We start from the raw sequence: 24,698 nt of genomic DNA on the forward strand, positions 1-24,698 counted from the left end.
TTGCCGATGTCCTCTTCCCTCCCCTTCGTGGCGGGCGTCGCCCAGATCGGCGCCGATCCCTTCGACCCCATGGCCTCGGCCGCGAAGGTCGCCGCCACCATCCGCCGGGCCGCCGGTGACGGCGTCGCCCTGCTGGTCTTCCCCGAAGCCTGTATCGGCGGCTACCCCAAGGGCGCCAGCTTCTCGACGCCGGTCGGCATGCGCCTGCCCGAGGGTCGCGAGGCCTTCCGCCGCTATCACGAAGCCGCCATCGATCTCCACGGCCCCGAGCTGGCGCTGGTGGCAGAGGCCGCGGCGGAGACCGGCATGGTGGTGGTGCTGGGCGTGATCGAGCGCGAGGGCGGCACGCTCTACTGCACGGCGCTCACCTTCGACGGTGCGCGCGGCCTGGCCGGCCGGCACCGCAAGCTGATGCCGACCGCGGCCGAACGGCTGATCTGGGGTTTCGGCGACGGCTCGACCATGGAGGCGGTGCAAACCCGTCTCGGCACGGTCGGCGCGGTGATCTGCTGGGAGAATTACATGCCGGCGCTGCGCATGCACATGTACGCACAGGGCGTGACGCTCTACTGCGCGCCGACCGCGGATGACCGCGACAGCTGGCTCTCGTCCATGCGTCATATCGCGCTGGAAGGCCGCTGTTTCGTGCTCACCGCCTGCCAGTTCATCCGCCGCGGTGCCTATCCGGCCGATTACGACTGCGCGCTGGGGAATGACCCCGAAACCGTGCTGATGCGCGGCGGCAGCGCGATCGTGGGGCCGCTCGGCCAGGTGCTGGCGGGCCCCGATTTCGACGGCGAGGCCGTGCTCACCGCGCAGATCGACCCGGCCGAAATCCTGCGCGGCAAGTATGATTTCGATGCGACCGGCCATTATGCCCGCCCCGACATCTTCCGGCTGGAGGTCGACACGGCGGCAAAGCCCGCGGTGCTGCGCCGCGACGGCGGGCTTTGAGGGGCGGATCGGATGGAATTCGATTTCGCAACGCTCGACACCGCCCACCGCTACAAGGTGCTGGCCTCCACCGTGGTGCCGCGGCCGATCGCCTGGGTGACCAGCCGGGCGGCCGACGGCACCGCCAATGCCGCCCCCTACAGCTTTTTCAACGTGATGGGATCGAACCCGCCGATCGTGGCGCTGGGCATTCTGGCGCGCCCCGACGGCACGCTGAAGGACACGGCGGCAAACATCGTCGCCGGTGGTGCGTTCATCGTTCATCTGGTGTCGGAAGCGCTGGCGCCGGCCATGAACCTGACCTGCATCGACGCGCCGCCCGGCGTGGACGAGATTGCGCTCGCGGGCCTCGCCACCACCCCCGGCACCAGGACCGGGCTGCCGCGGCTGGTCGATGCCCCGGTCGCGTTCGAGTGCGTCAGCCGTGCCGCCATCGCCACCGGCCCGTCGCAGATGCTGGTGGTGGGCGAGGTGCTGACGGCACATATCCGCGACGATGCCGTGCTCGATGCCGGCCGCTGCCATTTTGCCACCGAACGGCTGGGCCTCGTGGCCCGCATGCATGGCGCCGGCTGGTACGACCGCGCCGGCACCGACATGTTCCAGCTCGACCGGCCGGTCTGGGCCGATCGCCTGCTTGCGGAGACTGCATCTTGATCGCCCTGCCGCCCACCGACCGCCTCTGGCGCGGCTTTGACCGCACCGCACTGGACCATCAGTACGATGCCCGCGGCACCGTCACCGATTACGAGGCAGAGGCCCGCGCCTATGCCGAAGACAGCGTGGCGGCGATGACGACCCTCGACCGTCGCGCCGATCTGGTCTTCGATGCGGCCTCGGGCTCGGCGCTCGACCTCTACCCGGCCGCCGCGGGGCCGGGGCCGCATCCGGTCTTCGTCTGGGTGCATGGCGGCTACTGGCGGGCGCTGTCGAAACAGGAAAATGCCTTCATCGCCCCGGCGCTGGTGGCGGCCGGCATCAGCGTCGCGGTGATCGACTACACTCTTGCCCCGGCGGCGACGCTGGAAGAGATCACCCGCCAGACCCGTGCGGCGGTCACCTGGGTTCATCGCCATGCCACGGAGCACGGCATCGATCCCGGCCGGATCTTCGTCGGCGGCTCTTCGGCCGGCGGGCATCTGACCGGCATGCTGCTCGCCGCCGATGGCTGGCGGGCGGAAGCCGGGCTGCCGCGCGACGTGATCAAGGGGGCGGTGTCGCTGAGCGGGCTTTACGAGCTGGAGCCGGTGCGGCTCGGCCGGGTCAATGACTGGCTGGGGCTGGATGCGGCCCGCGCCCGCAGATTGAGCCCGCTGCATCTGCTGCCGACCGACCCCGCGGATGGCTGCCCGCTGATCGTCTCTTACGGCGGGTCCGAGACGGCGGAATTCAAGCGCCAGACCGAGGACTATCTGGCCGCCTGGACCGGCCATGGCCATCCGGGCCGGTTCGTGGCCATGGAGGACTGCAACCATTTCGACATTGCCCGCCGTCTGGGAACACCCGGCACGCCGCTGGCCGGGGCCGCAATCCGCCTGATCTGCGGCGACGTCACCGGCAATCCCTGACCTTCCGGAGTGGCGCCTCGGGCACGCCACAGGCATGATGCGGGTCTGGCACGAAGGTGCCCCAGGGTGCACGACACCCCCCCGGGAAGGAAAGGTCCGCATCATGATCGACTGGATGGAGAAGGCACGTCGGCTGCAGGATTTCTATGCCGGGCGGCTTTCCGCCGACGAGGCCGAGGCCCTGCGCCGTGATCTTGGCTGGCCCGCGTTGATGCCTGCCGGTGGCGCCGGGGCCGGCATGCAGGATGCCTGGAGCCGGGGCCTTGCCGCCCAAAAGGCGATGTTGGACGCGATGACCACGACCCCGGGCGGCATGGCCGATCCGGCCCGGATGAGCGCCGCCGCCATGGCCATGGCCACCGCCGCAGCACCGGCGATGGAGGCCTGGCGCCAGGCTGCCGCCGCCACGCTGCGCGGCTTCGGCGGCTTCGAGAGCACCGCACAGCCGGCACCCGAGGCGCCGGCCACGAAGCCGGAACCCGCGCCCCGGCCGGCCACGCCCGCCGAAGCGGCGCCCGCCACGGATATCGAGACCCGGCGCCAGCAGCTCGAAACCCTGAACCGCGAGCTTCAGGCGGCGGTAGCGACGCTCCGCAGCCTTCAGGAGACGCCCGACGTCGATCCGGCGGCCGTAGAGGCGACGCTGAAGCGGCTGCAGGAGCTGAATGCGGCGGCAACCGACGCCATGCAGGCCTATCACGCGGCCCTCGCCGCCGAGGCGGCCCGGCACGGCTGACATCAGGCCGCGGCTCTCAGAAGATATCCTCGTCGGCGTCGATCAGCACGCTCGGCCGGCAGAAACGCTTCACCGCCTCGGGCTCAGTGATATCGATGGTGTTGCCGTCGACCACGACGCCATACTTCCTGAGAGCCGCGAAGCTGCGCGACAGATTTTCAGGCGTCATGCCCAGAATCGAGGCGAGCGTCTTCTTGTCATAGGGCAGGACGACCCGGCCGGTGGCGCCCTGGGCGTCGTTCTGGATCAGCAGCCGTGCCGCCAGCCGCTCGGTGCCCGACCGCAGCTTCAAGGCCTTGTATTCCTTGACCATCGTCCGGAATCCCACCGCCAGTTCGGTGACGATCGCCCGGGCGAAGGCGGCATCCTTTTCAAAGGCCGCGCGGATGTTTTCCGACGGGATCATCAGCAGACGCGACGCCTCGGTGGTGCGCGCCGACATCAGATAGACCGCGTCGCGGATCACCGCCGCCAGGATGAAGGACCGGACCGGCCTGACCATGGCGAGCGTGGTTTCGCGTGCGGCATGGCGGCTGAACAGTTCCACGCAGCCTTCGACCACGATGTAGAGGAAATCCGCCGGCTCGCCCTCGAAGATCAGATCGACCTGGCGGGGGAAGCGCTGCAGATAGGCCGCGTTCATCAGCTCGGAGAAGTTCTCCGGTTCCATACTCCGGAACAGCGGCAGCGCACGCACCTCCGGCAGGTCATTCGGTCGCATGACGGTCCTCTTGATTTTTATCAAGCCCTGCTTTGACGGATATATATCGCGGGGATGCGCGCCTGTAAATCACAGAACCACGAGAATCAATTTCCAGTCCTTCATAATCATACGGGCGATTTATTTCGGACCATGTAGCCACGCTTCTTGATCTGGATCAACATTCGATCCGGATCCGGCACCTAACGTCGGCGCATCCCCACATGCGGGCCGCAGATGGCCTGCCAATCCAGGTGGATGACTTCGATGCAGGCACCCGGCACCCCCGTCCCGAAACAGGCGGGCCGGATACTCGGCATGAGTACTCTGGCTTTCACCACATCCTTTGCCGTCTGGACGATCTTCTCGATCATCGGAATCCGCATCCAGCAGGAGCTGGGGCTGAGCGATACCCAGTTCGGCCTGCTCGCCGGAACCCCCATCCTGACCGGATCGCTGGTCCGCATCGTGCTGGGCGTCTGGGCCGACCAGTATGGCGGGCGCACCGTCTTTGCGCTCACCATGCTCGCCGCCGCGGGGGCGACCGCGCTGCTCTCGCTGGCCGACAGCTACGAAACCATGCTGCTGGCCGCCCTCGGCGTCGGCCTGGCCGGCGGCACCTTCGCGGTCGGCGTCGCCTATGTCTCCAGATGGTATCCGCGCGGTCGGCAGGGCACGGCGCTCGGCATCTTCGGCGCCGGCAATGTCGGCGCGGCGGTGACCAAATTCGTCGCCCCTTTCGTGATGGTCGCCTTCGGCTGGACCACGGTCGCCCTGGTCTGGGCGGCGGCGCTGGCGGTGATGGCGGTGGTGTTCTGGCTGACCACGGCCGACGACCCTGAAACCGTCGCCCGCCGTGCGCGGGGCGAACGGCCGCGCAGCGCCTTCCTGGAACTGGCGCCGCTGAAGCGGCTGCAGGTCTGGCGGTTCGCGCTCTACTACTTCTTCGTCTTCGGCGCCTTCGTGTCGCTGGCGCTGTGGCTGCCGCACTATCTGGTCGGCGTCTACGGGCTCGACATCAAGACCGCCGGCATGCTCGCCGCCTTCTATTCCGTGCCGGCCAGCGTCTTCCGGGCCTATGGCGGCCATCTGTCGGACCGCAAGGGCGCGCGCACGATCATGTACTGGACCTTCGGGGTCTCGGTCATCGCCACCTTCATGCTGTCCTATCCGCCGACCGACTACGTCATCCATGGTCTGGCCGGCCCGATCGCCTTTTCGACCAGCATGGGCCTCGTGCCCTTCGTGATCCTGATCTTCGTGCTGGGCTTCTTCATGTCGCTGGGCAAGGCGGCGGTCTACAAGCACATCCCCGTCTACTATCCCGACAATGTCGGCGCGGTGGGCGGCCTGGTCGGCCTGATCGGCGGCCTGGGCGGTTTCATCCTGCCGCTCACCTTCGGCGTGATGCTCGACCTGACGGGCATCTGGACCAGCTGCTTCATGCTGCTGTTCGCGATCGTCGCCGTCGCCTTCATGTGGATGCATCTCTCGATCCGGCAGATGGAGCGCCAGGCGCTTTCCGCCGAACTCGACGCCCTGCCCGACCTGCCGGAAATGCGCGAAATCCACGGGCCCGACCAGCGCGCCGAAACCGGGCGCGTGATCGAGGACTGGCGGCCCGAGGATCAGGATTTCTGGACGACCACCGGCCGGCGCATCGCCCGGCGCAATCTCTGGATCTCCATCCCCTGCCTGCTGCTCGCCTTCGCGGTCTGGATGGTGTGGAGCATGGTGGTGGCCAGGCTGCCGGCGATCGGCTTCGCCTATTCGACCGAACAGCTGTTCTGGCTCGCCGCCCTGCCCGGCCTGTCGGGCGCCACGCTCCGGATCTTCTATGCCTTCATGGTTCCGGTCTTCGGCGGCCGGCTCTGGACCACGCTTTCCACCGCGTCGCTGCTGATCCCGGCCTTCGGCATCGGCTATGCCGTGCAGAACCCCGAAACCCCCTATCTGATCTTCCTGGTCCTTGCCCTGCTCTGCGGCTTCGGTGGCGGCAACTTCGCCTCGTCGATGGCCAATATCAGCTTCTTCTTCCCGAAGAGCGAGAAGGGCAACGCCCTCGCCCTCAATGCCGGGCTCGGCAATCTGGGCGTCAGCGTCATGCAGTTCCTGGTGCCGCTGGTCATCACCATGGGCGTGTTCGGCGCCATGGGCGGCGGGGCGCGACCGACCGCGGCGGGCGATATGCTCTGGCTGCAGAATGCCGGCTTCGTCTGGGTGCCCTTCATCCTGGCCGCGACCGTCGCCGCCTGGTTCGGCATGAACGACATCGCCGCGGCCCGCGCCTCGTTCCGCGATCAGGCGGCCATCTTCGGCCGCTCGCATACCTGGATCATGTGCTGGCTCTATACCGGCACCTTCGGGTCCTTCATCGGCTACGCGGCGGCCTTCCCCCTGCTCACCCGTACCCAGTTCCCCGAGGTCGACGCGCTGCAGTTCGTTTTCCTGGGCCCGCTGGTCGGCGCCCTCTCCCGCGCCGGCACCGGCTGGATCTCCGACCGCTTCGGCGGCGGCCGGGTCACTCTCTGGACCTTCGTGCTGATGATCGCAGGCACCGCGGGCGTGATCTGGTTCCTGGGCATGAAAGATCAGCCGGGCGCGTTCCAGGGCTTCTTCGCGATGTTCATGGTGCTGTTCTTCGCCACCGGCGTGGGCAATGCCTCCACCTTCCAGATGATCCCCGCGATCATGCGCACGGTGATCGACCGCACCGCACCGGCCGGCCTCGCCCCCGCCGAGCGGCTGCGCCGGGCCGAGCGCGAATCGGCCGCGATGATCGGCTTCACCTCGGCCATCGCCGCCTATGGCGCCTTCTTCATCCCCAAGGCTTATGGCAGCTCGATCGCGGCCACCGGCGGTGCCGAAGCGGCGCTTCTGGGCTTCCTCGGCTTCTACGTCACCTGCGTCGCCGTCACCTGGTTCTTCTACACCCGGAAGAACGCCCCGGTGCGCTGCTGAGCCGCCGCACGCAAGGACTTCGTCCCGATGAGCAATCTCCTCGACCGCCTCAACTTCCTGTCAGAGAAGACCGTCGGCCGGTTCTCGAACGGCCACGGCGTCACCACCACCGAAAGCCGCGCCTGGGAAGAGGCCTATCGCAAGCGCTGGCAGCACGACAAGATCGTGCGCTCTACGCACGGTGTGAACTGCACGGGCTCGTGCTCGTGGAAGATCTACGTCAAGGGCGGCATCGTCACCTGGGAGACCCAGCAGACCGATTATCCGCGCACCCGGCCGGACCTGCCCAACCACGAACCCCGCGGCTGCGCCCGCGGCGCCAGTTACAGCTGGTACATGTATTCGGCCAACCGGGTGAAGCATCCGCTGATCCGCGGCCGGCTGCTCAAGGCCTGGCGCGCCGCCCGCGCCGGTCTGCCGCCGGTGGCGGCCTGGGCCTCGATCGTGAACGACCCGGCGGCCCGCGCCTCCTATACGAAGCTCCGCGGCCTGGGCGGCTTCGTGCGGGCCGAGTGGGACGAGGTGAACGAGATCATCGCCGCCGCCAATGCCCATACCGTCAAGGCCCACGGCCCCGACCGGGTGATCGGCTTCTCGCCGATCCCGGCGATGTCGATGGTCTCCTACGCCGCCGGCTCGCGCTACCTGTCGCTGCTGGGCGGGGTGTGCCTGTCCTTCTACGACTGGTACTGCGACCTGCCGCCGGCCTCGCCGATGACCTGGGGGGAGCAGACCGACGTGCCGGAATCGGCGGACTGGTACAATGCCGGCTTCCTGATGCTCTGGGGATCGAACGTGCCCCAGACCCGCACGCCCGACGCCCATTTCTATACCGAGGTGCGCTACAAGGGCGCCAAATCGGTGGTGGTCTCGCCCGACTATTCCGAGGCGGCCAAATTCGCCGATCTCTGGCTGCACCCCAAACAGGGCACCGATGCGGCGCTGGCCATGGCGCTGGGCCATGTGGTGCTGCGCGAATTCCATCTGGACCGCACCACGCCCTATTTCGAGGACTACTGCCGGCGGTACACCGACATGCCGATGCTGGTGCGGCTGGAGCGGCGCGGCGACCGGCTGGTTCCCGGCCGGCTGCTGCGCGCCTCGGATTTCAAGGATGCGTTGGGCGAGACGGCCAACACCGAGTGGAAGACCGTGGCCCTGGACCGGCGCTCGGGCGAGATCGTGGTGCCGCAGGGCTCCGCCGGCTTCCGCTGGGGGGATGCCGGGCGCTGGAATCTGGAGCCGCGCGACGGCCGGGGCCGCGAGATCGAACCGGTGATGACCCTGCTGGCAGGTCCGCTGCATGACGAGGTGGTCGAGGTCGGCTTCCCCTATTTCGGCAACCGTAAGCACGACCATTTCGAAGGCACCGATCATGCCGACGTGCTCGACCGCCGGGTGCCGGCGCGGCGGGTGCAGCTGGCGGGGGGCGAGGCGCTGGTCGCCACCGTCTTTGATCTGCTGGTCGCCAATTACGGCCTGGATCGCGGCCTGGGCGGCACCAATGTCGCCCGCGACTACGATCTGAACGAGCCCTATACCCCCGCCTGGGCGGAACGCATCACCGGTGTGCCGCGCGGTCATATCATCACGGTGGCGCGCGAATTCGCCCGCAATGCCGAAAAGACCAATGGCCGGTCGATGGTCATCCTGGGCGCCGGACTGAACCACTGGTACCACATGGACATGAACTATCGGGGGATCATCAATCTCCTGATCATGTGCGGCTGCATCGGCCAGTCCGGCGGCGGCTGGAGCCACTATGTCGGCCAGGAAAAGCTCCGCCCGCAGACCGGCTGGCTGCCGCTCGCCTTCGGGCTGGACTGGAACCGGCCGCCGCGGCAGATGAACGGCACGTCCTTCTTCTATGCCCATACCGATCAATGGCGCTACGAGACGCTCGACGTCGCCTCGATCCTGTCGCCGACGGCGCCTGAGGGCGACTGGTCGGGCAGCCTGATCGACTACAACATCCGCGCCGAGCGCATGGGCTGGCTGCCGTCCGCCCCGCAGCTCGCCACCAACCCGCTGACGCTCGCCGCCGCGGCGAGCAAGGCCGGCCGGGGGGTCAAAGACTACATCGTCGACGGCCTGGCCGACGGCTCGCTGAAGATGTCGGCCGAGGATCCGGATGCGCCCGAGAACTGGCCACGCAACCTGTTCGTCTGGCGCTCCAACCTGCTCGGCTCGTCGGGCAAGGGCCATGAATACTTCCTGAAACACCTGCTCGGCACCTCGCATGGCGTGCTGGGCAAGGATCTGGGCGAAGAGGGCCGGCGGCGCTCGACCGAGGCGGCGTGGCACGACCGGGCACCCGAGGGCAAGCTCGACCTGCTGGTGACGCTCGACTTCCGCATGTCGACCACCTGCGTCTATTCCGACATCGTTCTGCCCACCGCCACCTGGTACGAGAAGAACGACCTCAACACCTCGGACATGCACCCCTTCATCCACCCGCTGTCGGCCGCGGCCGATCCGGCCTGGGAGGCGCGGAGCGACTGGGAGATCTTCAAGGGTCTGGCGCGCGCCTTCTCGAAAGTGGCGCCAGAGGTGCTGGGGGTGGAGACCGATGTCGTACTGACGCCGATCCTGCACGACACCGCGGGCGAAATGGCCCAGCCCTTCGACGTGCATGACTGGAAGCGCGCGGGCGCGAAGCCGGTGCCCGGCCGCACCGCGCCGCAGATCGCGGTGGTGGAGCGCGACTATCCGGGGCTCTACGACCGCTTCACCGCTCTCGGGCCGCTGATGGACACGCTCGGCAATGGCGGCAAGGGGATCGGCTGGAAGACCAGCCACGAGGTGGAGGCGCTGGGCCGGCTGAACGGCACCTGGCCCGAGGGCCGCAGCACGGCCGGCCGGCCCCGGATCGACACCGATATCGACGCGACCGAAGTCATCCTGATGCTGGCGCCCGAGACCAATGGCGAGGTGGCGGTGAAGGCCTGGGAGGCGCTGTCGAAGGCGACAGGCCGCGACCATGCCCATCTGGCCCTGCCCAAGGAAGACGAGAAGATCCGCTTCCGCGACATCGTCGCCCAGCCGCGCAAGATCATCTCGTCGCCGACCTGGTCGGGCATCGAGTCGGAAAGCGTCTGCTACAACGCCGGCTATACCAATGTCCACGAGCTGATCCCCTGGCGCACGCTGACCGGCCGGCAGCAGCTCTATCAGGATCATCTCTGGATGCGGGCCTTCGGCGAGGGCTTCTGCCTCTACCGGCCGCCGATCGACACCCGCTCGATCGATCCGGTGATCCGGGAGAAGGATGACGGCACGCCGCAGGTGGTGCTGAACTTCATCACCCCGCACCAGAAATGGGGCATCCACTCCACCTATTCCGACAATCTGCTGATGCTCACGCTCAATCGCGGCGGGCCGGTGGTCTGGATGTCCGAGACCGATGCCGCCCGGGCCGGCATCACCGACAACGACTGGGTGGAGGTCTACAACGCCAATGGCGCGCTGGTCGCGCGGGCGGTCGTGTCCCAGCGCATGAAGCAGGGCACGCTCTACATGTACCACGCCCAGGAAAAGATCGTGAATACGCCGGGATCGAAGGTCACCGGCCAGCGCGGCGGCATCCACAACTCGGTAACCCGCGCCATCACCAAGCCGACACACATGATCGGCGGCTATGTGCAGCAGTCTTACGGCTTCAATTACTACGGCACGGTCGGCTCCAACCGCGACGAATTCGTCATCGTCCGGCGGCTGGACAAGATCGACTGGCTGGAAGGGCCGTATCGTGAGGAGGCGGCGGAATGAAAGTCAGAGCACAGGTCGGCATGGTCCTCAATCTGGACAAATGCATCGGCTGCCACACCTGTTCGGTGACCTGCAAGAACGTGTGGACCAACCGCGAGGGCGTGGAATACGCCTGGTTCAACAATGTCGAGACCAAGCCGGGCATCGGCTATCCCAAGGACTGGGAGAACCAGAAGCGCTGGAACGGCGGCTGGACCCGCACCTCCGACGGCCGCATCCGGCCGCGTATGGGCGCCAAATGGCGGGTGCTGGCCAAGATCTTCGCCAATCCCGACCTGCCCGAGATCGACGACTATTACGAGCCGTTCGATTTCGATTACGGCCATCTCCAGACCGCGGGCGAGGTGCAGGCCTCGCCGACCGCACGGCCGCGCTCTCTGGTGACGGGCGAGCGGATGGAGAAAATCGTCTGGGGCCCGAACTGGGAAGAGATCCTGGGCGGCGAATTCGCCAGGCGGTCTGCCGACTACAACTTCGCCGAGGTGGAGAAGGAGATCTACGGCGCCTTCGAGAACACCTTCATGATGTATCTGCCCCGGCTCTGCGAACACTGCCTGAACCCGACCTGCGTCGCCGCCTGCCCGTCGGGTGCGATCTACAAGCGCGATGAGGACGGCATCGTCCTGATCGATCAGGAAAAATGCCGCGGCTGGCGGATGTGCGTCTCGGGCTGTCCCTACAAGAAGATCTACTACAACTGGTCTTCGGGCAAATCCGAGAAATGCGTCTTCTGCTATCCGCGCATCGAGGCCGGCCAGCCCACGGTCTGTTCCGAAACCTGTGTCGGCCGTATCCGCTATCTGGGCGTGCTGCTCTATGACGCCGACCGGATCGAGGCCGCCGCGGCGACGCCCGACGAGGGCGATCTCTACGAGGCGCAGCTGTCGATCTTCCTGGACCCGAACGACCCCGAGGTGATCGCCCAGGCCCGGCGCGACGGCGTGCCCGAGGCCTGGCTCGAAGCCGCCCGGCATTCGCCGGTCTGGAAGATGGCGATGGACTGGAAGATCGCCTTCCCGCTCCATCCCGAATACCGGACCCTGCCGATGGTCTGGTACGTGCCGCCGCTGTCGCCGATCCAGTCCGCCGCCGATGCCGGCCGGATCGGCATGGACGGTCAGATGCCCGATGTCTCGTCGCTGCGCATCCCCGTGCGCTATCTCGCCAATCTGCTGACCGCCGGCCGCGAAGAACCGGTGATCACGGCCCTGAAGCGCATGCTGGCCATGCGCGGCTATATGCGCGCCAAGACCATCGACGGCGTGCGCGACGCGACGCTGGCCCGCTCTGTGGGGCTGAACGGCGCGCTGATCGAGGACATGTACCGGATCATGGCGATCGCGAATTACGAAGACCGCTTCGTGATCCCGACCAGCCATCGCGAGATCGGCGAGGACGCCTATGACGTCCGCGGCTCCTGCGGCTTCTCGTTCGGCAATGGTTGTTCGGGGGGCAGCAGCGGCGTCGACCTGTTCGGGGCGAAGCGCACCCGGACGGTGCACACCCCCACCGACGTCTTCCGCGGGGAGGCCTGACACCATGTCCCGGATCTTCAAGATCGTCTCGGTGCTGCTCACCTATCCGACGCCCGAGATTCAGGCCGGAGCGCCGGAGCTTCGCGCCGCCATCGCGGCGGAAACCGGACTTCCGGCCGCATTGCGCACGGCGCTCGACGCGCTGGTCGGCACGATCGCCGATCGCGACATCTATGCGGCGCAGGAAGACTATGTCCTGCTCTTCGACCGCACCCGGTCGCTGTCGCTGAACCTGTTCGAGCATGTCCATGGCGAAAGCCGCGACCGCGGCCAGGCCATGGTCGACCTGCTCGGCATGTACGAGGCGGCGGGCCTCGTGCTCGGCGCGCGCGAGCTGCCCGATCACCTGCCGGCCTTCCTTGAATACCTCTCGACCCGCAGCGCGGCCGAGGCCACGGAGCTGGCGGGCGGCATCGGCCATATCGTCGAAGCCCTGCACGAACGGCTGATCGCCCGCAACAGCCCCTATGCCGCGATCTTCGCCGCGCTGATCGCGGCCGGCGCCACCGCCGAAGATCGCGAGGCGGTCGCGATGGTGATGGGCCTGCCCGACGACGACCCGACCGATCTGGCCGCTCTCGACCGGGCCTGGGAGGAAGAGGCGGTGCGCTTCGCCGGTGCGGCGGCAGGGGACGGGGAATGCGGCCCCGACCGGCTGCGCCGCCGCCTGCGCGCCGCAGCCCGCCCCGCCACGGACCACGCCCCCATGCCGGCCGCAACAGAGGAGGTTTCGTGATGGCCAGCTACATCCACGGCGCCGTGTTCGGCGTCTATCCCTATGTGGCACTGGCGGTGCTGTTTCTGGGCAGCGCGCTGCGCTATGACCGCGACCCCTATACCTGGCGCTCGGGATCCAGCCAGCTGCTCCGCCGCCGCCAGCTGATCTGGGGCTCGGTGCTGTTTCATCTGGGCGTGCTGGTGATCTTCGCCGGCCATCTGGTCGGGCTGCTGACCCCGATCCAGGTCTTCGATGCGCTGGGCATCAGCCACGGCGCCAAGCAGTTGCTGGCGATCGTGGCGGGTGGCGTGGCCGGCATCGCCGCGATCATCGGCGCCAGCCTGCTGATCCATCGCCGCTTCTTCGACCCGCGCATCCGCCGCACCTCCAGCACCAGCGATCTGCTGATCATCGTGCTGCTCTGGCTGCAGCTGGCCCTGGGCCTCGCCACCATCCCGCTCTCGCTCGGCCATCTGGACGGGCACGAGATGGTGAAATTCATGAGCTGGGCGCAGGGCATCTTCACCTTCGACACCGCAGCCGCCGGCTACATCGCCGATGTCCACCCGATCTTCAAGGCGCACCTCTTCCTGGGGCTGACGATCCTGTTGCTCTTCCCTTTCACGCGGCTCGTCCACATGCTCAGCGCCCCCATCCGCTATGTCTGGCGCCCCGGCTATCAGGTGGTGCGGACGCGCCGCCGGCCCGTCGGCAACCACCCCGTCGGCAACCACCCCGGCGCCAGCCATCCCGCGGCCACCCGGCCCGGCACCCGTTGAACGGAGGCAAAGATGGTCGTGATCCGTCAGAGCCCGCGTGTCGCAGCGGCCAGGTCCGCCGCCGCCCGGCATGCCCACCACGCCGCCAGCCATATGCACATGGCCGACCCCGTCCCCGTATCGGTTGACGGGCGGGACATCCCCGAAGAGGAGATCCGGGCCGAGATGCACAATCATCCGGGTCCCGACCCGGACACCGCCCGCAACGCCGCGGCGCAGGCGCTGGTGATCCGCGAGCTGCTGCTGAATGCCGCCCGGGCCCGCGACATCACAGCCCGGCCCGGTACGGACGGCCAGGGCCGGCAGGAGCTGGACGACGAGGCGATGATCCGCGCCCTGCTGGACGCCGAGGTCACCACGCCCCGGGCCGACACCGCGGCCTGCCGGCGCCATTACGACAGCCATCCCGGGCGCTTCACCACATCCCCGGTCTGGGAGGCGCGGCACATCCTGCTCGCCGTCACAGAGACCGACGCGGCCGGCCGCAAAGCGGCGCGCGACCGGGCGCAGGCGATCCTGGCCGAGCTGGCGAGCGATCCCGACCGCTTCGCGGACCTCGCCACCGCTTTTTCCGCCTGCCCGTCCCGGGCGGAGGGCGGCCGTCTGGGCCAGCTGGTCCGCGGCTCCACCGTGCCCGAATTCGAAGCGGCGCTCGCCCGGATGAGCCCGGGGGAGATTGCACCCGCACCGGTCGAGACCCGGTTCGGGGTCCATGTGGTGGCGCTGGACCGCCACCTGCCCGGCGCGGTGCTGCCCTTCGAGGCGGTGGAGGCCCGCATCGCCGCCTGGCTGGAAGCCGCGAGCTGGAGCCGGGGGGTGGCGCAGTTCATTTCGGTGCTGGCGGCCGATGCCGAGATCCGCGGCGTCGCGCTGGCAACGGCGGAGGGGCCGCTGGTGCGCTGACCCGGCGGCCGGCCCTTGATGGCTGGCGGAGGAAGGAGGTGCGGGGAGCATGGAAACCGACCGGATCGCCCTTGGTGCCCTGACCGAGGGCCTGCCGCCCACCCTGTTCCTCTCGCCGCTCGACCGGATCTTCGCCGATCATTTCCGGCAGCGGGCGCTGTTCCGCAGCCTGGACCGGATCGCCGCCGGCCCCGAGGTCGACCCGGCACTGATCACCGCGGTCACCGGCTTCCTGGCGACCGAGGTCGACCCCCACTGGACGGATGAAGAGGACGACCTCTTCCCCCTGCTCCGTGCCAGGGCGCACCGCGAAGACCGGATCCGGCAGCTGCTGGCCCGGCTTGGCCGGGACCACCAGGCTGCCCGCAGCGCGCGGGTGGCGATCATCCGCGGCCTGCCGGACCCCGCCACCCGCCGCGATCCGGCCTTCCGCGAAATGCTGGCGGGCTTCGCGGCGGAGGAGCGCCGGCATCTCTGCCTGGAGAATGCGGTGGTCCTGCCGATTGCCCGGGCCCGGCTCGGCCATCAGGATCTGATGGTTCTGGGCCAGCGCATGGCCGCGCGGCGCGGCGTGCCCATCGCCATGACGGAGTATGTGACATGACCTCGCCCGCAGGATGCAGTTGCGACGGCCCCGGATTGCTTGCCCTCGACGAGGCGGTGGCCCGCGCCACGGCCCTCTGCCGACCGGTCACCGAGACCGCAGACGTGACGCTGGCAGAGGCGGCGGGCCGGATCACCGCCGCCCCGCTTACCGCGCCCGAGCCGATGCCCCGCTTCGACCATGCCGCCATGGACGGCTACGCCCTGCGCGCGGGCGACCTGGCCGGCTGCGGGCCGTGGCAGCTACCGGTGGCGGGCCTTGCCGCCGCGGGTGGCGCCGCACCGGCGGTGGAGCGCGCGCCGCATGCCCTGCGCATCCTGACCGGCGCCCCGATACCCGCGGGTTTCGACCGGGTGGTGATGCAGGAGGATTGCACGGCCGGGGACGGTATCGTGACCATCCGCCGCGACCCGGGCCCCGGCGCCAATATCCGCCGGGCAGGAGAGGATGCCCGGTCCGGCCAGGTTCTGTTTCCGGCCGGGCGGCGGATCGATTCCGTTGCGGTGGCGCTCGCCGCCATCGCCGGCCGGCCGCTGCTGCCGGTGGTGCGGCAGATCCGGGTGGGCGTGATGACCTTCGGCGACGAGCTGGTGGCACCGGGCGCCACGCCCGGCCCGGCGGCGATCCATGATTCCAACCGGCCGATGCTGCTGGCGGCGCTGGCGCGGCCCGATGTCGCGGCGGCCGATCTGGGCGCCCTGCCCGACGATCAGGCGGTCATCACCGCCGCCATCACCGATGCCGCGGACCGCTTCGATCTGATCGTTTCCACCGGCGGCGCCTCGGTCGGCGATCGCGATCATCTGAAACCCGCCTTCCTGGCGGCAGGCGGCAGAATCGAGGGCTGGCGCGTGGCGATGAAACCCGGCAAGCCGGTGATGTTCGGCCGGATCGGGGCCGCCGTCTTTCTTGGCCTGCCGGGCAATCCCGTGGCAGCACTGCTGGGCCTGCGCCTGTTCGGCACGGCGATGATCCGCCGGTTGCAGGGCCGCACTGCCGAACCCGCCCCGGCCATGATCGCCTCAGGCTTCACCCATGGCCGCCGGGCCGGGCGCACCGAATTCCTGCCCGCCCGCCTTGTCTTCGGCCGGCCGGGCACCCCGCCCGTCGCCGTCACCACCGGCGGCAGCGGTGCCGCCCGGCTGGTGCCGCTTGTCACCGCCACCGGCTTCGCCGTCATCCCCGCCACGCAGGATATGGTGGTGCCCGGGGACCCGGTCGGCTGGCTGCCTTTCGCCGAAACCGAGATCTGGGGAGATCCGTCATGACCGCCATCCCCGGCACGGCGCCGCGCATGGCCGTGATCCTGGTCGATCGCGGCGTCCCCGCCGATGCCGTCTTCGACCGGGTGGTCGCCCGGCTCAGGGCCGAGGGCCTTCGGGTCGGCGGCCTGGTTCAGCGCGAGGGGCCGGCCCCCGAAGGCTGCTGTGCCGCCATGGATCTGGAAGAGCTGGACAGCGGCCGGCTGATCCGGATCTCGCAGGATCTGGGCCCCGGCGCCCGCGGCTGCCGGCTGGATCCGCGCGGCCTGGCGGAGGCGGCGGTCGCGGCCGAAACCGCGCTGGCCCGCGGGCTCGACCTCCTGGTCATCAACCGCTTCGGCAAGGGCGAGGCCGATGGCGGCGGGCTGCGCGCGGTGATGGCCGCCGCACTCGATGCCGGCGTGCCGGTGCTGACCGCCGTCCGTCCGCCCTATGCCGGGGCCTGCACCGCCTTCCATGGCGGCATGGCGGCAGAGCTGCCGGCCGACGAGGCCGCCGTGCTCGCCTGGTTCGCGGAGGCCCGGTCATGAGCATCCTTCACCCGCGACCGCGCCGGTCGGGCATGGCAGACGCGGCCCGGGCCTGCCCCCTGATCGACGGCTTCGGCCGCCAGGTGCGCTATCTGCGGCTTTCGGTCACCGATCGCTGCGATCTGCGCTGCGTCTATTGCCTGCCGGCGCGGGCGAGCTTTCTGCCGCGCGCCGCCATCCCCTCGCTCGACGAACTGGCGACGCTCGCCGACGTCTTCATCGCGGCCGGAATCCGCCGCATCCGCCTCACCGGCGGCGAACCGCTGGCCCGGCGCGGCGTGATGACCCTGGTGGCGCGGCTGGGCCGTCTGGTCGCCCGCGGTACGCTCGACGAGCTGACGCTCACCACCAACGGCACCCAGCTCGACCACCATGCCGAAGCCCTTGCGGCCGCCGGGGTGCGGCGGGTGAACGTCTCGCTCGACAGCCTCGATCCCGGCCGCTTCGCCGCCCTCACCCGCGGCGGCAGGCTCGATCGGGTGCTGGCCGGCATCGACGCTGCGCAGGCCGCCGGGCTACATGTGAAGCTCAACACCGTGGCGCTGGCGGGCGAGATCGAGCACGAGATCGACCGGCTGATCCGCTTCGCCCATGGCCGGGGCATGGACCTGACCCTGATCGAAGTGATGCCGCTGGGTGACACCGGCGCCGACCGCCGCGACCAGCATCTGCCGCTTGGCCGCGTTCGTGCGGATCTGGCCCGCCGCTGGACGCTGACCGATCTGCCCGACCGCACGGCCGGCCCGGCCCGCTATGTCCGCATCGCCGAGACCGGCGGTCGGCTCGGCTTCATCACCCCGCTCAGCCACAATTTCTGCGAAAGCTGCGACCGGGTGCGGGTCTCGGCCGCCGGCCGGCTTTACACCTGCCTCGGCCATGAAGGGTCGGTCGACCTGCTGCCGGCGCTGCGTGCCGGCGGTGCCATCGCGGCCGACGATGTAATCCGCCGGGCGCTGCTGCTCAAACCCCGCGGCCACGACTTCGTCGTCGACCGCACCCGCGTGCAGGGCATCGGCCGCCATATGGCGGCGCTCGGCGGCTGACCCGCGCCCCTTCTGAAAGGCGCCCTTCATGCGCATCGGCATCCTGACCATCTCGGACCGCGCGGCCGACGGCCGATACCAGGACCAGGGCGGCCCGGCCATCCAGGCCTGGCTCGCCGCCCGGATCACCAGCCCCTGGACGCCCGACCGGCGGATCGTGCCCGACGGGATCGAGCCGGTCTCGGCCGCCCTGATCGATCTGGCCGACCGGGCCGGCGCCGGTCTGATCCTGACCACCGGCGGCACCGGACCGGCACCGCGCGACCTCACCCCCGAAGCCCTCGCCCGGGTGATCGACCGCGAGATGCCGGGCTTCGGCGAGGCGATGCGTGCCGCCAGCCTGAAGACCGTGCCCACTGCCATCCTGTCGCGCCAGACGGCCGGTCTGCGCGGGTCGACGCTGATCGTCACCCTGCCCGGCAAGCCGGCCGCGATCGGTGCCTGTCTCGACGCCGTCTTCCCCGCCATCCCCTGGTGCCTGGAGCTGACCGGGGCCGGGCGGATCGAGGCCGCCGGCGCTTTCCGACCGGCATGATGCAAGGAAGGAAGATCCGATGACCAGCCGCCCCTCCGGCGCCGCCCTCAGGCGGGCGGGACCGCCGATCCTGCACGGTTTCCGCCTGTTCTTCCTCACCGCCTCGATCTGGGCGGTGCTGGCGATGGCGATCTGGGTGCCGCTGCTGCGCGGGATCTTCATCCTGCCCGGCAGGCTGGCACCGGTGGACTGGCACGCCCATGAAATGGTCTTCGGCTATGTCTTCGCCGTAATGGCGGGCTTCCTGCTGACGGCGGTGCCCAACTGGACCGGACGTCTGCCGCTGACCGGCCGGCCGATCGCGGTGCTGGGCCTGCTCTGGCTGGCGGGGCGCATTGCCATGGCGGCGGCGGGCCTGGCCGGCCCGGCGGGCCCGTGGATCGCCGCCGCGCTCGATCTCGTCTTTCCGGTGGTTCTGGCAGCGGCGATCGGCCGCGAGATCCTGGCCGCCCGCAATCACCGCAATCTGAAGGTCCTGGTTCTGCTCGGCCTGATGATCGCCGCCGATGCGGGCTTTCATGCCGCGCTGATCCTGGAGGTCGACACCCGGCCCTGGCTGCGCGCCGGGCTTGGGCTCACCCTGCTGCTGATCATGCTGGTCGGGGGGCGGATCGTGCCCAGCTTCACCCGCAACTGGCTGGCAAAGCAGCCCGGAACCGGCCCCCTGCCCGTGCCCTTCAACCGCGTCGATGCGATCTGCATGGCGGTTGCGGCCGTCGCCCTGGCGCTCTGGGCCATCCTGCCGGAGGCGCCGGTCACCGCCTGGACCGCGCTTCTGGCCGGGCTGCTGCACCTGGTCCGCGTCGCCCGCTGGGCCGGCTGGCGAACCGGTGGCGAGGCGCTGGTGCTGGTCCTGCACCTGGCCTATGTCTTCGTGCCGATCGGCTTTCTGGCGGTCGCGCTGCCGGTCCTGCTGGCGGGCAGCCTCACCCCGCAGGCGGCTTTGCATGCCTGGAGCACCGGCGCGGTCGGGCTGATGACGCTGGCGGTGATGAGCCGCGCGGCGCTCGGCCATGGGGGGCTGCCGCTGACGGCGGGGCCCGCCGCGCGCATGGCCTATGCCTGCCTGACGGTCGCGACCCTGGCGCGGATCGCCGCCGGCAGCAGCCTTGCCGGCGATCTGACCATGCCGCTCACCGATCTGGCCGCGGTCTGCTGGATCGCGGGCTTCCTGGTCTTCGTCATCGGCTACCGTCGCGTCCTGACCGGCCGCAGCGCAAAGGCCTGATCGCGGCCATCACGCCATCTCCACCCGGTTGCGGCCGTTCTGCTTGGCGCGATACATGGCGCGGTCGGCCGCGGCAAGCGCCGCCTCCAGCCCGGCGCCGTCGGGGATGACCAGCGCCACCCCCAGGCTGGCCGAGCCGCAATAGGGATCGGCGCCGGGGCCGAGCGGCACCTCGACGCTGCGGATGGCGTCGAGCAGCCGGGTGGCGATCTTCCGCGCCTCCACCCCGTCGACATCGGCCAGCAGCACGGCGAATTCCTCGCCGCCGATGCGGCCCAGCAGATCCTCAGCGCGCAGGCCGGCCTGCATCACCCCTGCAAGCGTCGCCAGCACCCGGTCTCCGGCCGGGTGGCCCCAGCCGTCGTTGATTCGCTTGAAATGATCGGCATCGATGCTGATCACGGCGGCCGGCCGGCCTTCGGCAACCAGCAGATCCGTGAGCGCCTTCGCCTTTTCCATGAAGGCCTTGCGCGCAAGCACCCCGGTCAGCCCGTCATGGGTGGCGGCATGCTGCAGGCGTCCCATCAGCTCTTCGCGGCTGGCGGTGACCGCAACGACGGTGAGGGGGGCAAGGGCGGTGAGGGTGATGCCGATTCGGATCGAGATCATGTCCTCGCGCGGGATCGGGGGCACGAGATGGACCTGCCCCACCGACACCATCAGCACCATGGCCAGCGCCGCCACCAGCACCAGAACCGCCGTGCCGAAGGGCGGGTAGCGCAGCGCGCACCAGAGCAGCGCCGGCACCGGAAAGGTCAGCGCCCCGGCACCGCCGACCAGGGCGGTGGCGAGCAGCGACAGGGCCAGCGCCGCCGCGGGTGCCCAGCGCCAGGGATCAGCCTCTTCCGGGCAGGAGATCGGCGGCCGCCGCCGGCGCTCGGGGCGTGGCGGCATGGGTTGGGGCACGGGTGCCGCGCCGATCCGTTCGGGCATGGTGAGGATGACCGGCAGGATGGCCATCACATTCAACAGATCGGCCCCGAACCAGTTGCCGAAGGCCACGAGCGGCGACCGGTCGAACAGCACGGCTTCGGCCCAGCACCCGAGCCCGGCGCCCACGGTCGCCACCGCCAGCGCCGTGCCCGCCAGCGCGATCACCCCGGATGATCGGGTGAGTGCCAGCTCCGCGGGCGTGAGCCGCCGGAGCAGCAGCAGCCCCACCCCCACCCCGGCCATGTTGGCCGCCGTCATCCACAGGCTGACATCCAGCGGCGATCCGGTGAGGCAATCGGCCAGAACGTAACCGATGGCCGCCCCGATCCACCCCGCCGGGCCGGCCGTCCCCTTCCAGCGGAGCATCAGGCCCAGCAGGATGGCATTGGCCGGCCATATGGCCGCAAGGAAGCCCACCGGCCGGGTGAAGATCCCGAACAGGGCCGCGATGAAGATGATCAGAAAGACGATCCCGGCCCGGGCGGGATGGCGCAGCCAGGCCGGCAGCAGACCGCCCGGCGGCCCTGACATCGTCGTCCCCTGCGGCGGCATTGCCCCCATCCCCCCGTATCCCGTGCCGATGTATCGCCGAGGCGTTCTATCACCGTTTTGGTTTGGAAGCCAAAGCACACGTGACGCATCTTCTCAGGTGCTCGGCCTTCCCGGAATTCTGTGCGAGGATCGGCAAAGGACGGGTCCGCCGGGATGACGACATGCCTCAACCCCCAGTTTCTCCGAAGATCTATCATATTGTCCACGTCGACCGATTGGCCTCCATCATTCAGGACGGGGTCATCTGGTCGGACGCAGAGGTGCAGCGGCGCCGATGCGCCGGTACGACCATCGGCATGGGGCATATCAAACGGCGCAGACTGGAGGAGAATTGGCTGAACAGTCATCCGGAACTGACCGTCGGCCAGTGCACACCCTTCTACTTCTGTCCGCGATCCGTGATGCTCTATGCCATACACAGACAGACCCAGGGCCTGTCCTACGCAGGCGGCCAGGATCCGATCATCCACCTGAAAGCCGATTTGCAGGCAACGGTGCAGTGGGCCGAGGCAAACCGGCGCCGCTGGGCCTTCACCGACACAAATGCCGGATCACGTCTCTTCAACGACTGGTGCGATCTCGATCGCCTGGACAAGATCCGTTGGGATGTGATCAACGCGCGAAACTGGTCGTCGGAACGTGAATGGAAGCAGGCGGAGTTCCTGATCGAGCACAGCTTCCCATGGTCGTTGGTCAGCCGCATCGGCGTTAAATCTCAGGCCGTTGTCCGGCAGGTTGCCAATGCCCTGCCATCGTCACTGGCTCCGCAGGGAGCGAACATGCTATCTGAGTTCGAGCCTGCCGTGCACCATCGTCCAAAGATCGAGATCCGCGCGGATTGGTACTATTGAGGTGCGCATGATGATCAAGTTCACCACCGGAGACATCCTGGCCGCAGATGCCGATGCGCTCGTCAACACGGTGAACTGCGTCGGCGTGATGGGGCGCGGCATTGCCCTCCAGTTCCGGAATGCCTTCCCCGCAAACTTCGAAGCCTATGCCACAGCCTGCAAGCTTGGGGATGTCCGACCGGGTCGCATGTTCGTCTTCGAGACGGGCGCGTTGACCAGTCCCCGATACATCATCAACTTCCCGACCAAGCGCCATTGGCGGGGGAAAAGCCGGATGGAAGACATCGAGGCTGGCCTTCAGGCGCTGGTCGAAACCATCCGGCGCCTGGAATTGCGCTCGATCGCCATCCCCCCGCTCGGCGCCGGCTTAGGCGGCCTGCCGTGGGATGCGGTCCGCGCACGCATTGTCGAGGCGGTTTCGCCCCTGACCGAGGTCCAGGTCATCGTCTTTGAACCGAGGGACGCACCCGCGCCGACCCGCGCGACCGAGGTTCCGGCCATGACACCGGGGCGTGCCGCTCTGGTGATGCTGATGGATCGTTATCTGCGTGGTCTGATGGACCCCTTCGTCACCCTGATCGAAGTCCAGAAACTGATGTACTTCATGCAGGCCGCAGGCGAAGGACTTCGCCTGAACTACGTAAAGCATCACTACGGGCCCTATGCCGAGAACCTTCGTCATGTCCTCAGGCGGATCGAAGGACACATGGTCACGGGCTATCACGATGGTGGCGACGCACCGTCCAAGCAGCTGGAACTCGTGCCCGGCGCGGTCGGCGACGCGTCGGCGCTCCTCGACACATCACCAGAGACACGCGAGCGCCTGGATCGTGTGGCAAGGCTCGTGGATGGCTTCGAAACCCCGTTCGGGCTGGAACTTCTTGCCACGGTGCATTGGGTGGTCTGCGAAGAAGGCGCCAGCGGCCTTGATCAGACGGTCGCCCGGATCCACGGGTGGAACGACCGCAAGCGCATGTTCTCCCCGCGTCAGATCACGCTGGCCTATGACCACCTCAAAGCCCGGGGCTGGCTGAACGCCGCCTGACGGCGCGCGCCCTTCGCATCTGCGTAATCCTGCGTACGCAGCCCACCGTATTTCCGCAGCGCAACAAATCCCCGACCATTCGATGGCGCGATGCGGACCGTTCCCCCGGCGGCCGTGTCCCGAAGCTCCATCGATCAGGAGGGGACATGACCCTGACCCATTCAGCGGGCCACGCGCCCCGGTTCGGCCTGAAGCGGCTGGCGGCCGCGGTGGCCGTGTCCGTCACCACCTCGCTGGCCGCCATGGCCGGCATCGGCGGCGGTGTCGCGCAGGCGGCACCGGCCACCGCCGAGGTCAACACCACCGGCCTGGCCGTCACCGATACCGAGGTCACCGTCGGCATCCTGCACTCGGTCACCGGCACCATGGCGATCTCGGAAACCGGGTCGGTTCAGGCGGAAAAGCTCGCCATCGAGCAGATCAACGCCTCGGGCGGCATCCTGGGCCGGCAGATCAAGATCATCCAGGAAGACGGCGCCAGCGACTGGCCGACCTTTGCCGAAAAGGCGCGCAAGCTGCTGGTCAACGACAAGACCGCGGCGGTGTTCGGCTGCTGGACCTCGGCCAGTCGCAAGGCGGTGCTGCCGGTGTTCGAGAAGGAAAACGGCCTGCTCTACTACCCGACCTTCTATGAAGGCCTGGAGCAGTCACCCAACGTGTTCTACACCGGCCAGGAAGCCACCCAGCAGATCCTGGCGGGCATCGACTGGGTGATGAAGGACAAGGGGGCGAAGTCGTTCTATCTGCTCGGCTCCGACTATATCTGGCCGCGGACCTCGAACAAGATCGCCCGCAAGCATATCGAGATGAACGGCGCCCAGGTTCTGGGTGAAGAATACTTCCCCCTGGGTCACACCCAGTTCAATTCGGTCATCAACAAGATCAAGCTGCGCAAGCCCGACGTGATCTACGCCATCATCGTCGGCGGCAGCAACGTCGCCTTCTACAAGCAGCTTAAGGCCGCCGGCATCGACCTGTCCAAGCAGACCCTGCTGACCATCTCGGTGACCGAAGACGAGGTCCGCGGCATCGGCGGCGAGAACATCGCCGGCGCCTATGCGGCGATGAAGTACTTCCAGTCGCTGGACAACGAGAACAACAAGGCATTCGTCAAGGCCTTCAAGGACATGTGGGGCCAGGACATGGTGATCGGCGACGTCACCCAGGCCGCCTATCTGGGCCCCTGGCTGTGGAAGGCCGCGGTCGAGAAGGCCGGTTCCTTCGACGTCGACAAGGTTCGTGAGGCCTCGGCCGGGATCGAGCTGACCACCGCCCCCGAAGGCTATGTCAAGATCCACCCGAACCATCATCTGTGGAGCAAGACCCGCATCGGCCTCGCCAAGGCCGACGGCCAGTTCGAGGTGCTCTACGAGACTGCCGAGCTGATGGAGCCCGATCCCTTCCCCAAGGGCTATCAGTAAGCGCAGGTCGGCGGCCGGGCCGGGTCGTGCTTCCCCCGGCCGGTGCCCTGCCGCCGCAACCGCTCCCTTCGC

Annotated in this window: 21 protein-coding genes; 19 read left to right on the forward strand and 2 right to left on the reverse strand. The window is 68.6% G+C overall.

Annotation, left to right across the window (positions count from 1 at the left end; all coding sequences use genetic code 11):
* Window positions 1–6: 6 nt before the first annotated feature.
* From P7L68_RS02395 to P7L68_RS02410, 4 genes are all read left to right on the forward strand, one after another.
* Entirely contained in the window at window positions 7–954 is a 948-nt protein-coding gene (locus P7L68_RS02395; protein WP_371998833.1) for a carbon-nitrogen hydrolase family protein, read from the forward strand.
* A gap of 12 nt (window positions 955–966) precedes the next feature.
* Complete coding sequence (locus P7L68_RS02400) at window positions 967–1,611, forward strand: flavin reductase family protein (protein WP_371998834.1); 645 nt, start codon at window positions 967–969, stop codon at window positions 1,609–1,611.
* Window positions 1,608–2,522, forward strand: a complete 915-nt coding sequence (locus tag P7L68_RS02405; RefSeq protein ID WP_371998835.1) for an alpha/beta hydrolase — start codon at window positions 1,608–1,610, stop codon at window positions 2,520–2,522. Before P7L68_RS02400 ends, P7L68_RS02405 begins: the two co-directional genes overlap by 4 nt.
* A gap of 103 nt (window positions 2,523–2,625) precedes the next feature.
* A complete protein-coding gene (locus tag P7L68_RS02410; protein WP_371998836.1) occupies window positions 2,626–3,258 on the forward strand; it encodes a hypothetical protein in 633 nt (210 codons plus the stop codon).
* Between the two features lie 16 nt (window positions 3,259–3,274).
* Here the strand turns inward: P7L68_RS02410 and P7L68_RS02415 are convergent, their stop codons facing one another.
* Window positions 3,275–3,979 (reverse strand): cyclic nucleotide-binding domain-containing protein, encoded by a 705-nt coding sequence (locus tag P7L68_RS02415; protein ID WP_371998837.1) that lies wholly within the window; start codon window positions 3,977–3,979, stop codon window positions 3,275–3,277.
* 246 nt (window positions 3,980–4,225) lie between these two features.
* On the opposite strand from P7L68_RS02415, the gene P7L68_RS02420 reads away from it, so the two are divergent.
* Genes P7L68_RS02420 through P7L68_RS02475 form a run of 12 tightly spaced genes read left to right on the forward strand, consistent with a single transcriptional unit; the run spans window position 4,226 to window position 19,824 of the window.
* Window positions 4,226–6,919 carry a nitrate/nitrite transporter gene (locus P7L68_RS02420; protein ID WP_371998838.1) on the forward strand — a complete coding sequence of 898 codons (2,694 nt, stop codon included), beginning with the start codon at window positions 4,226–4,228 and terminating at the stop codon, window positions 6,917–6,919.
* Between the two features lie 27 nt (window positions 6,920–6,946).
* The gene (locus P7L68_RS02425; protein WP_371998839.1) at window positions 6,947–10,687 is read left to right on the forward strand and encodes a nitrate reductase subunit alpha; all 3,741 of its coding nucleotides are present in this window, start codon (window positions 6,947–6,949) and stop codon (window positions 10,685–10,687) included.
* Entirely contained in the window at window positions 10,684–12,222 is a 1,539-nt protein-coding gene (gene narH, locus P7L68_RS02430; protein ID WP_371998840.1) for a nitrate reductase subunit beta, read from the forward strand. Before P7L68_RS02425 ends, narH begins: the two co-directional genes overlap by 4 nt.
* 4 nt (window positions 12,223–12,226) lie before the next feature.
* A complete protein-coding gene (gene narJ, locus P7L68_RS02435) occupies window positions 12,227–12,958 on the forward strand; it encodes a nitrate reductase molybdenum cofactor assembly chaperone (RefSeq protein ID WP_371998841.1) in 732 nt (243 codons plus the stop codon).
* Entirely contained in the window at window positions 12,958–13,719 is a 762-nt protein-coding gene (gene narI, locus P7L68_RS02440) for a respiratory nitrate reductase subunit gamma (protein WP_371998842.1), read from the forward strand. The genes narJ and narI overlap by 1 nt, the downstream gene beginning before the upstream one ends.
* A 12-nt stretch (window positions 13,720–13,731) precedes the next feature.
* Window positions 13,732–14,622 (forward strand): peptidylprolyl isomerase, encoded by an 891-nt coding sequence (locus P7L68_RS02445; RefSeq protein ID WP_371998843.1) that lies wholly within the window; start codon window positions 13,732–13,734, stop codon window positions 14,620–14,622.
* 49 nt (window positions 14,623–14,671) lie between these two features.
* Entirely contained in the window at window positions 14,672–15,226 is a 555-nt protein-coding gene (locus P7L68_RS02450; protein ID WP_371998844.1) for a hemerythrin domain-containing protein, read from the forward strand.
* Window positions 15,223–16,494 (forward strand): gephyrin-like molybdotransferase Glp, encoded by a 1,272-nt coding sequence (glp, locus tag P7L68_RS02455; protein WP_371998845.1) that lies wholly within the window; start codon window positions 15,223–15,225, stop codon window positions 16,492–16,494. Before P7L68_RS02450 ends, glp begins: the two co-directional genes overlap by 4 nt.
* Window positions 16,491–17,018: a DUF2478 domain-containing protein gene (locus P7L68_RS02460; RefSeq protein ID WP_371998846.1), complete on the forward strand. Its 528-nt coding sequence runs from the start codon at window positions 16,491–16,493 to the stop codon at window positions 17,016–17,018. The genes glp and P7L68_RS02460 overlap by 4 nt, the downstream gene beginning before the upstream one ends.
* Complete coding sequence (moaA, locus tag P7L68_RS02465; protein ID WP_371998847.1) at window positions 17,015–18,061, forward strand: GTP 3',8-cyclase MoaA; 1,047 nt, start codon at window positions 17,015–17,017, stop codon at window positions 18,059–18,061. The genes P7L68_RS02460 and moaA overlap by 4 nt, the downstream gene beginning before the upstream one ends.
* Before the next feature lie 28 nt (window positions 18,062–18,089).
* Complete coding sequence (gene mog, locus P7L68_RS02470; RefSeq protein ID WP_371998848.1) at window positions 18,090–18,596, forward strand: molybdopterin adenylyltransferase; 507 nt, start codon at window positions 18,090–18,092, stop codon at window positions 18,594–18,596.
* A gap of 19 nt (window positions 18,597–18,615) precedes the next feature.
* Window positions 18,616–19,824 carry an NnrS family protein gene (locus P7L68_RS02475; protein ID WP_371998849.1) on the forward strand — a complete coding sequence of 403 codons (1,209 nt, stop codon included), beginning with the start codon at window positions 18,616–18,618 and terminating at the stop codon, window positions 19,822–19,824.
* Between the two features lie 9 nt (window positions 19,825–19,833).
* On the opposite strand, the gene P7L68_RS02480 is transcribed toward P7L68_RS02475, so the two are convergent.
* The gene (locus P7L68_RS02480) at window positions 19,834–21,288 is read right to left on the reverse strand and encodes a diguanylate cyclase (protein WP_371998850.1); all 1,455 of its coding nucleotides are present in this window, start codon (window positions 21,286–21,288) and stop codon (window positions 19,834–19,836) included.
* A 182-nt stretch (window positions 21,289–21,470) separates the two neighbouring features.
* Here P7L68_RS02480 and P7L68_RS02485 point away from each other — a divergent pair, with 182 nt between their 5' ends.
* The 3 genes from P7L68_RS02485 (at window position 21,471) to urtA (ending at window position 24,626) form a co-directional block, all read left to right on the forward strand.
* Window positions 21,471–22,160 (forward strand): DUF4433 domain-containing protein, encoded by a 690-nt coding sequence (locus P7L68_RS02485; protein WP_371999241.1) that lies wholly within the window; start codon window positions 21,471–21,473, stop codon window positions 22,158–22,160.
* 10 nt (window positions 22,161–22,170) lie between these two features.
* Window positions 22,171–23,205: a macro domain-containing protein gene (locus P7L68_RS02490; protein WP_371999242.1), complete on the forward strand. Its 1,035-nt coding sequence runs from the start codon at window positions 22,171–22,173 to the stop codon at window positions 23,203–23,205.
* Between the two features lie 242 nt (window positions 23,206–23,447).
* Window positions 23,448–24,626: an urea ABC transporter substrate-binding protein gene (gene urtA / locus P7L68_RS02495; RefSeq protein WP_371999243.1), complete on the forward strand. Its 1,179-nt coding sequence runs from the start codon at window positions 23,448–23,450 to the stop codon at window positions 24,624–24,626.
* The last annotated feature ends 72 nt before the right edge of the window (window positions 24,627–24,698 follow it).

The sequence above is a fragment of the Tistrella mobilis genome (genome assembly GCF_041468085.1).
Taxonomy (GTDB): Bacteria; Pseudomonadota; Alphaproteobacteria; order Tistrellales; family Tistrellaceae; genus Tistrella; species Tistrella mobilis_A.

Bases quoted from the DNA above. Each gene is read 5' to 3' on its own strand.
- P7L68_RS02480 (WP_371998850.1), bottom strand. From the start codon at position 21,288: ATGTCAGGGCCGCCGGGCGGTCTGCTGCCGGCCTGGCTGCGCCATCCC.
- P7L68_RS02460 (WP_371998846.1), top strand. From the start codon at position 16,491: ATGACCGCCATCCCCGGCACGGCGCCGCGCATGGCCGTGATCCTGGTC.
- P7L68_RS02475 (WP_371998849.1), top strand. From the start codon at position 18,616: ATGACCAGCCGCCCCTCCGGCGCCGCCCTCAGGCGGGCGGGACCGCCG.
- P7L68_RS02415 (WP_371998837.1), bottom strand. From the start codon at position 3,979: ATGCGACCGAATGACCTGCCGGAGGTGCGTGCGCTGCCGCTGTTCCGG.
- P7L68_RS02395 (WP_371998833.1), top strand. From the start codon at position 7: ATGTCCTCTTCCCTCCCCTTCGTGGCGGGCGTCGCCCAGATCGGCGCC.
- P7L68_RS02450 (WP_371998844.1), top strand. From the start codon at position 14,672: ATGGAAACCGACCGGATCGCCCTTGGTGCCCTGACCGAGGGCCTGCCG.
- P7L68_RS02425 (WP_371998839.1), top strand. From the start codon at position 6,947: ATGAGCAATCTCCTCGACCGCCTCAACTTCCTGTCAGAGAAGACCGTC.
- P7L68_RS02420 (WP_371998838.1), top strand. From the start codon at position 4,226: ATGCAGGCACCCGGCACCCCCGTCCCGAAACAGGCGGGCCGGATACTC.
- moaA (WP_371998847.1), top strand. From the start codon at position 17,015: ATGAGCATCCTTCACCCGCGACCGCGCCGGTCGGGCATGGCAGACGCG.
- urtA (WP_371999243.1), top strand. From the start codon at position 23,448: ATGGCCGGCATCGGCGGCGGTGTCGCGCAGGCGGCACCGGCCACCGCC.
- P7L68_RS02400 (WP_371998834.1), top strand. From the start codon at position 967: ATGGAATTCGATTTCGCAACGCTCGACACCGCCCACCGCTACAAGGTG.
- P7L68_RS02490 (WP_371999242.1), top strand. From the start codon at position 22,171: ATGATCAAGTTCACCACCGGAGACATCCTGGCCGCAGATGCCGATGCG.
- narI (WP_371998842.1), top strand. From the start codon at position 12,958: ATGGCCAGCTACATCCACGGCGCCGTGTTCGGCGTCTATCCCTATGTG.
- mog (WP_371998848.1), top strand. From the start codon at position 18,090: ATGCGCATCGGCATCCTGACCATCTCGGACCGCGCGGCCGACGGCCGA.
- P7L68_RS02485 (WP_371999241.1), top strand. From the start codon at position 21,471: ATGCCTCAACCCCCAGTTTCTCCGAAGATCTATCATATTGTCCACGTC.
- glp (WP_371998845.1), top strand. From the start codon at position 15,223: ATGACCTCGCCCGCAGGATGCAGTTGCGACGGCCCCGGATTGCTTGCC.
- P7L68_RS02410 (WP_371998836.1), top strand. From the start codon at position 2,626: ATGATCGACTGGATGGAGAAGGCACGTCGGCTGCAGGATTTCTATGCC.
- narH (WP_371998840.1), top strand. From the start codon at position 10,684: ATGAAAGTCAGAGCACAGGTCGGCATGGTCCTCAATCTGGACAAATGC.
- narJ (WP_371998841.1), top strand. From the start codon at position 12,227: ATGTCCCGGATCTTCAAGATCGTCTCGGTGCTGCTCACCTATCCGACG.
- P7L68_RS02445 (WP_371998843.1), top strand. From the start codon at position 13,732: ATGGTCGTGATCCGTCAGAGCCCGCGTGTCGCAGCGGCCAGGTCCGCC.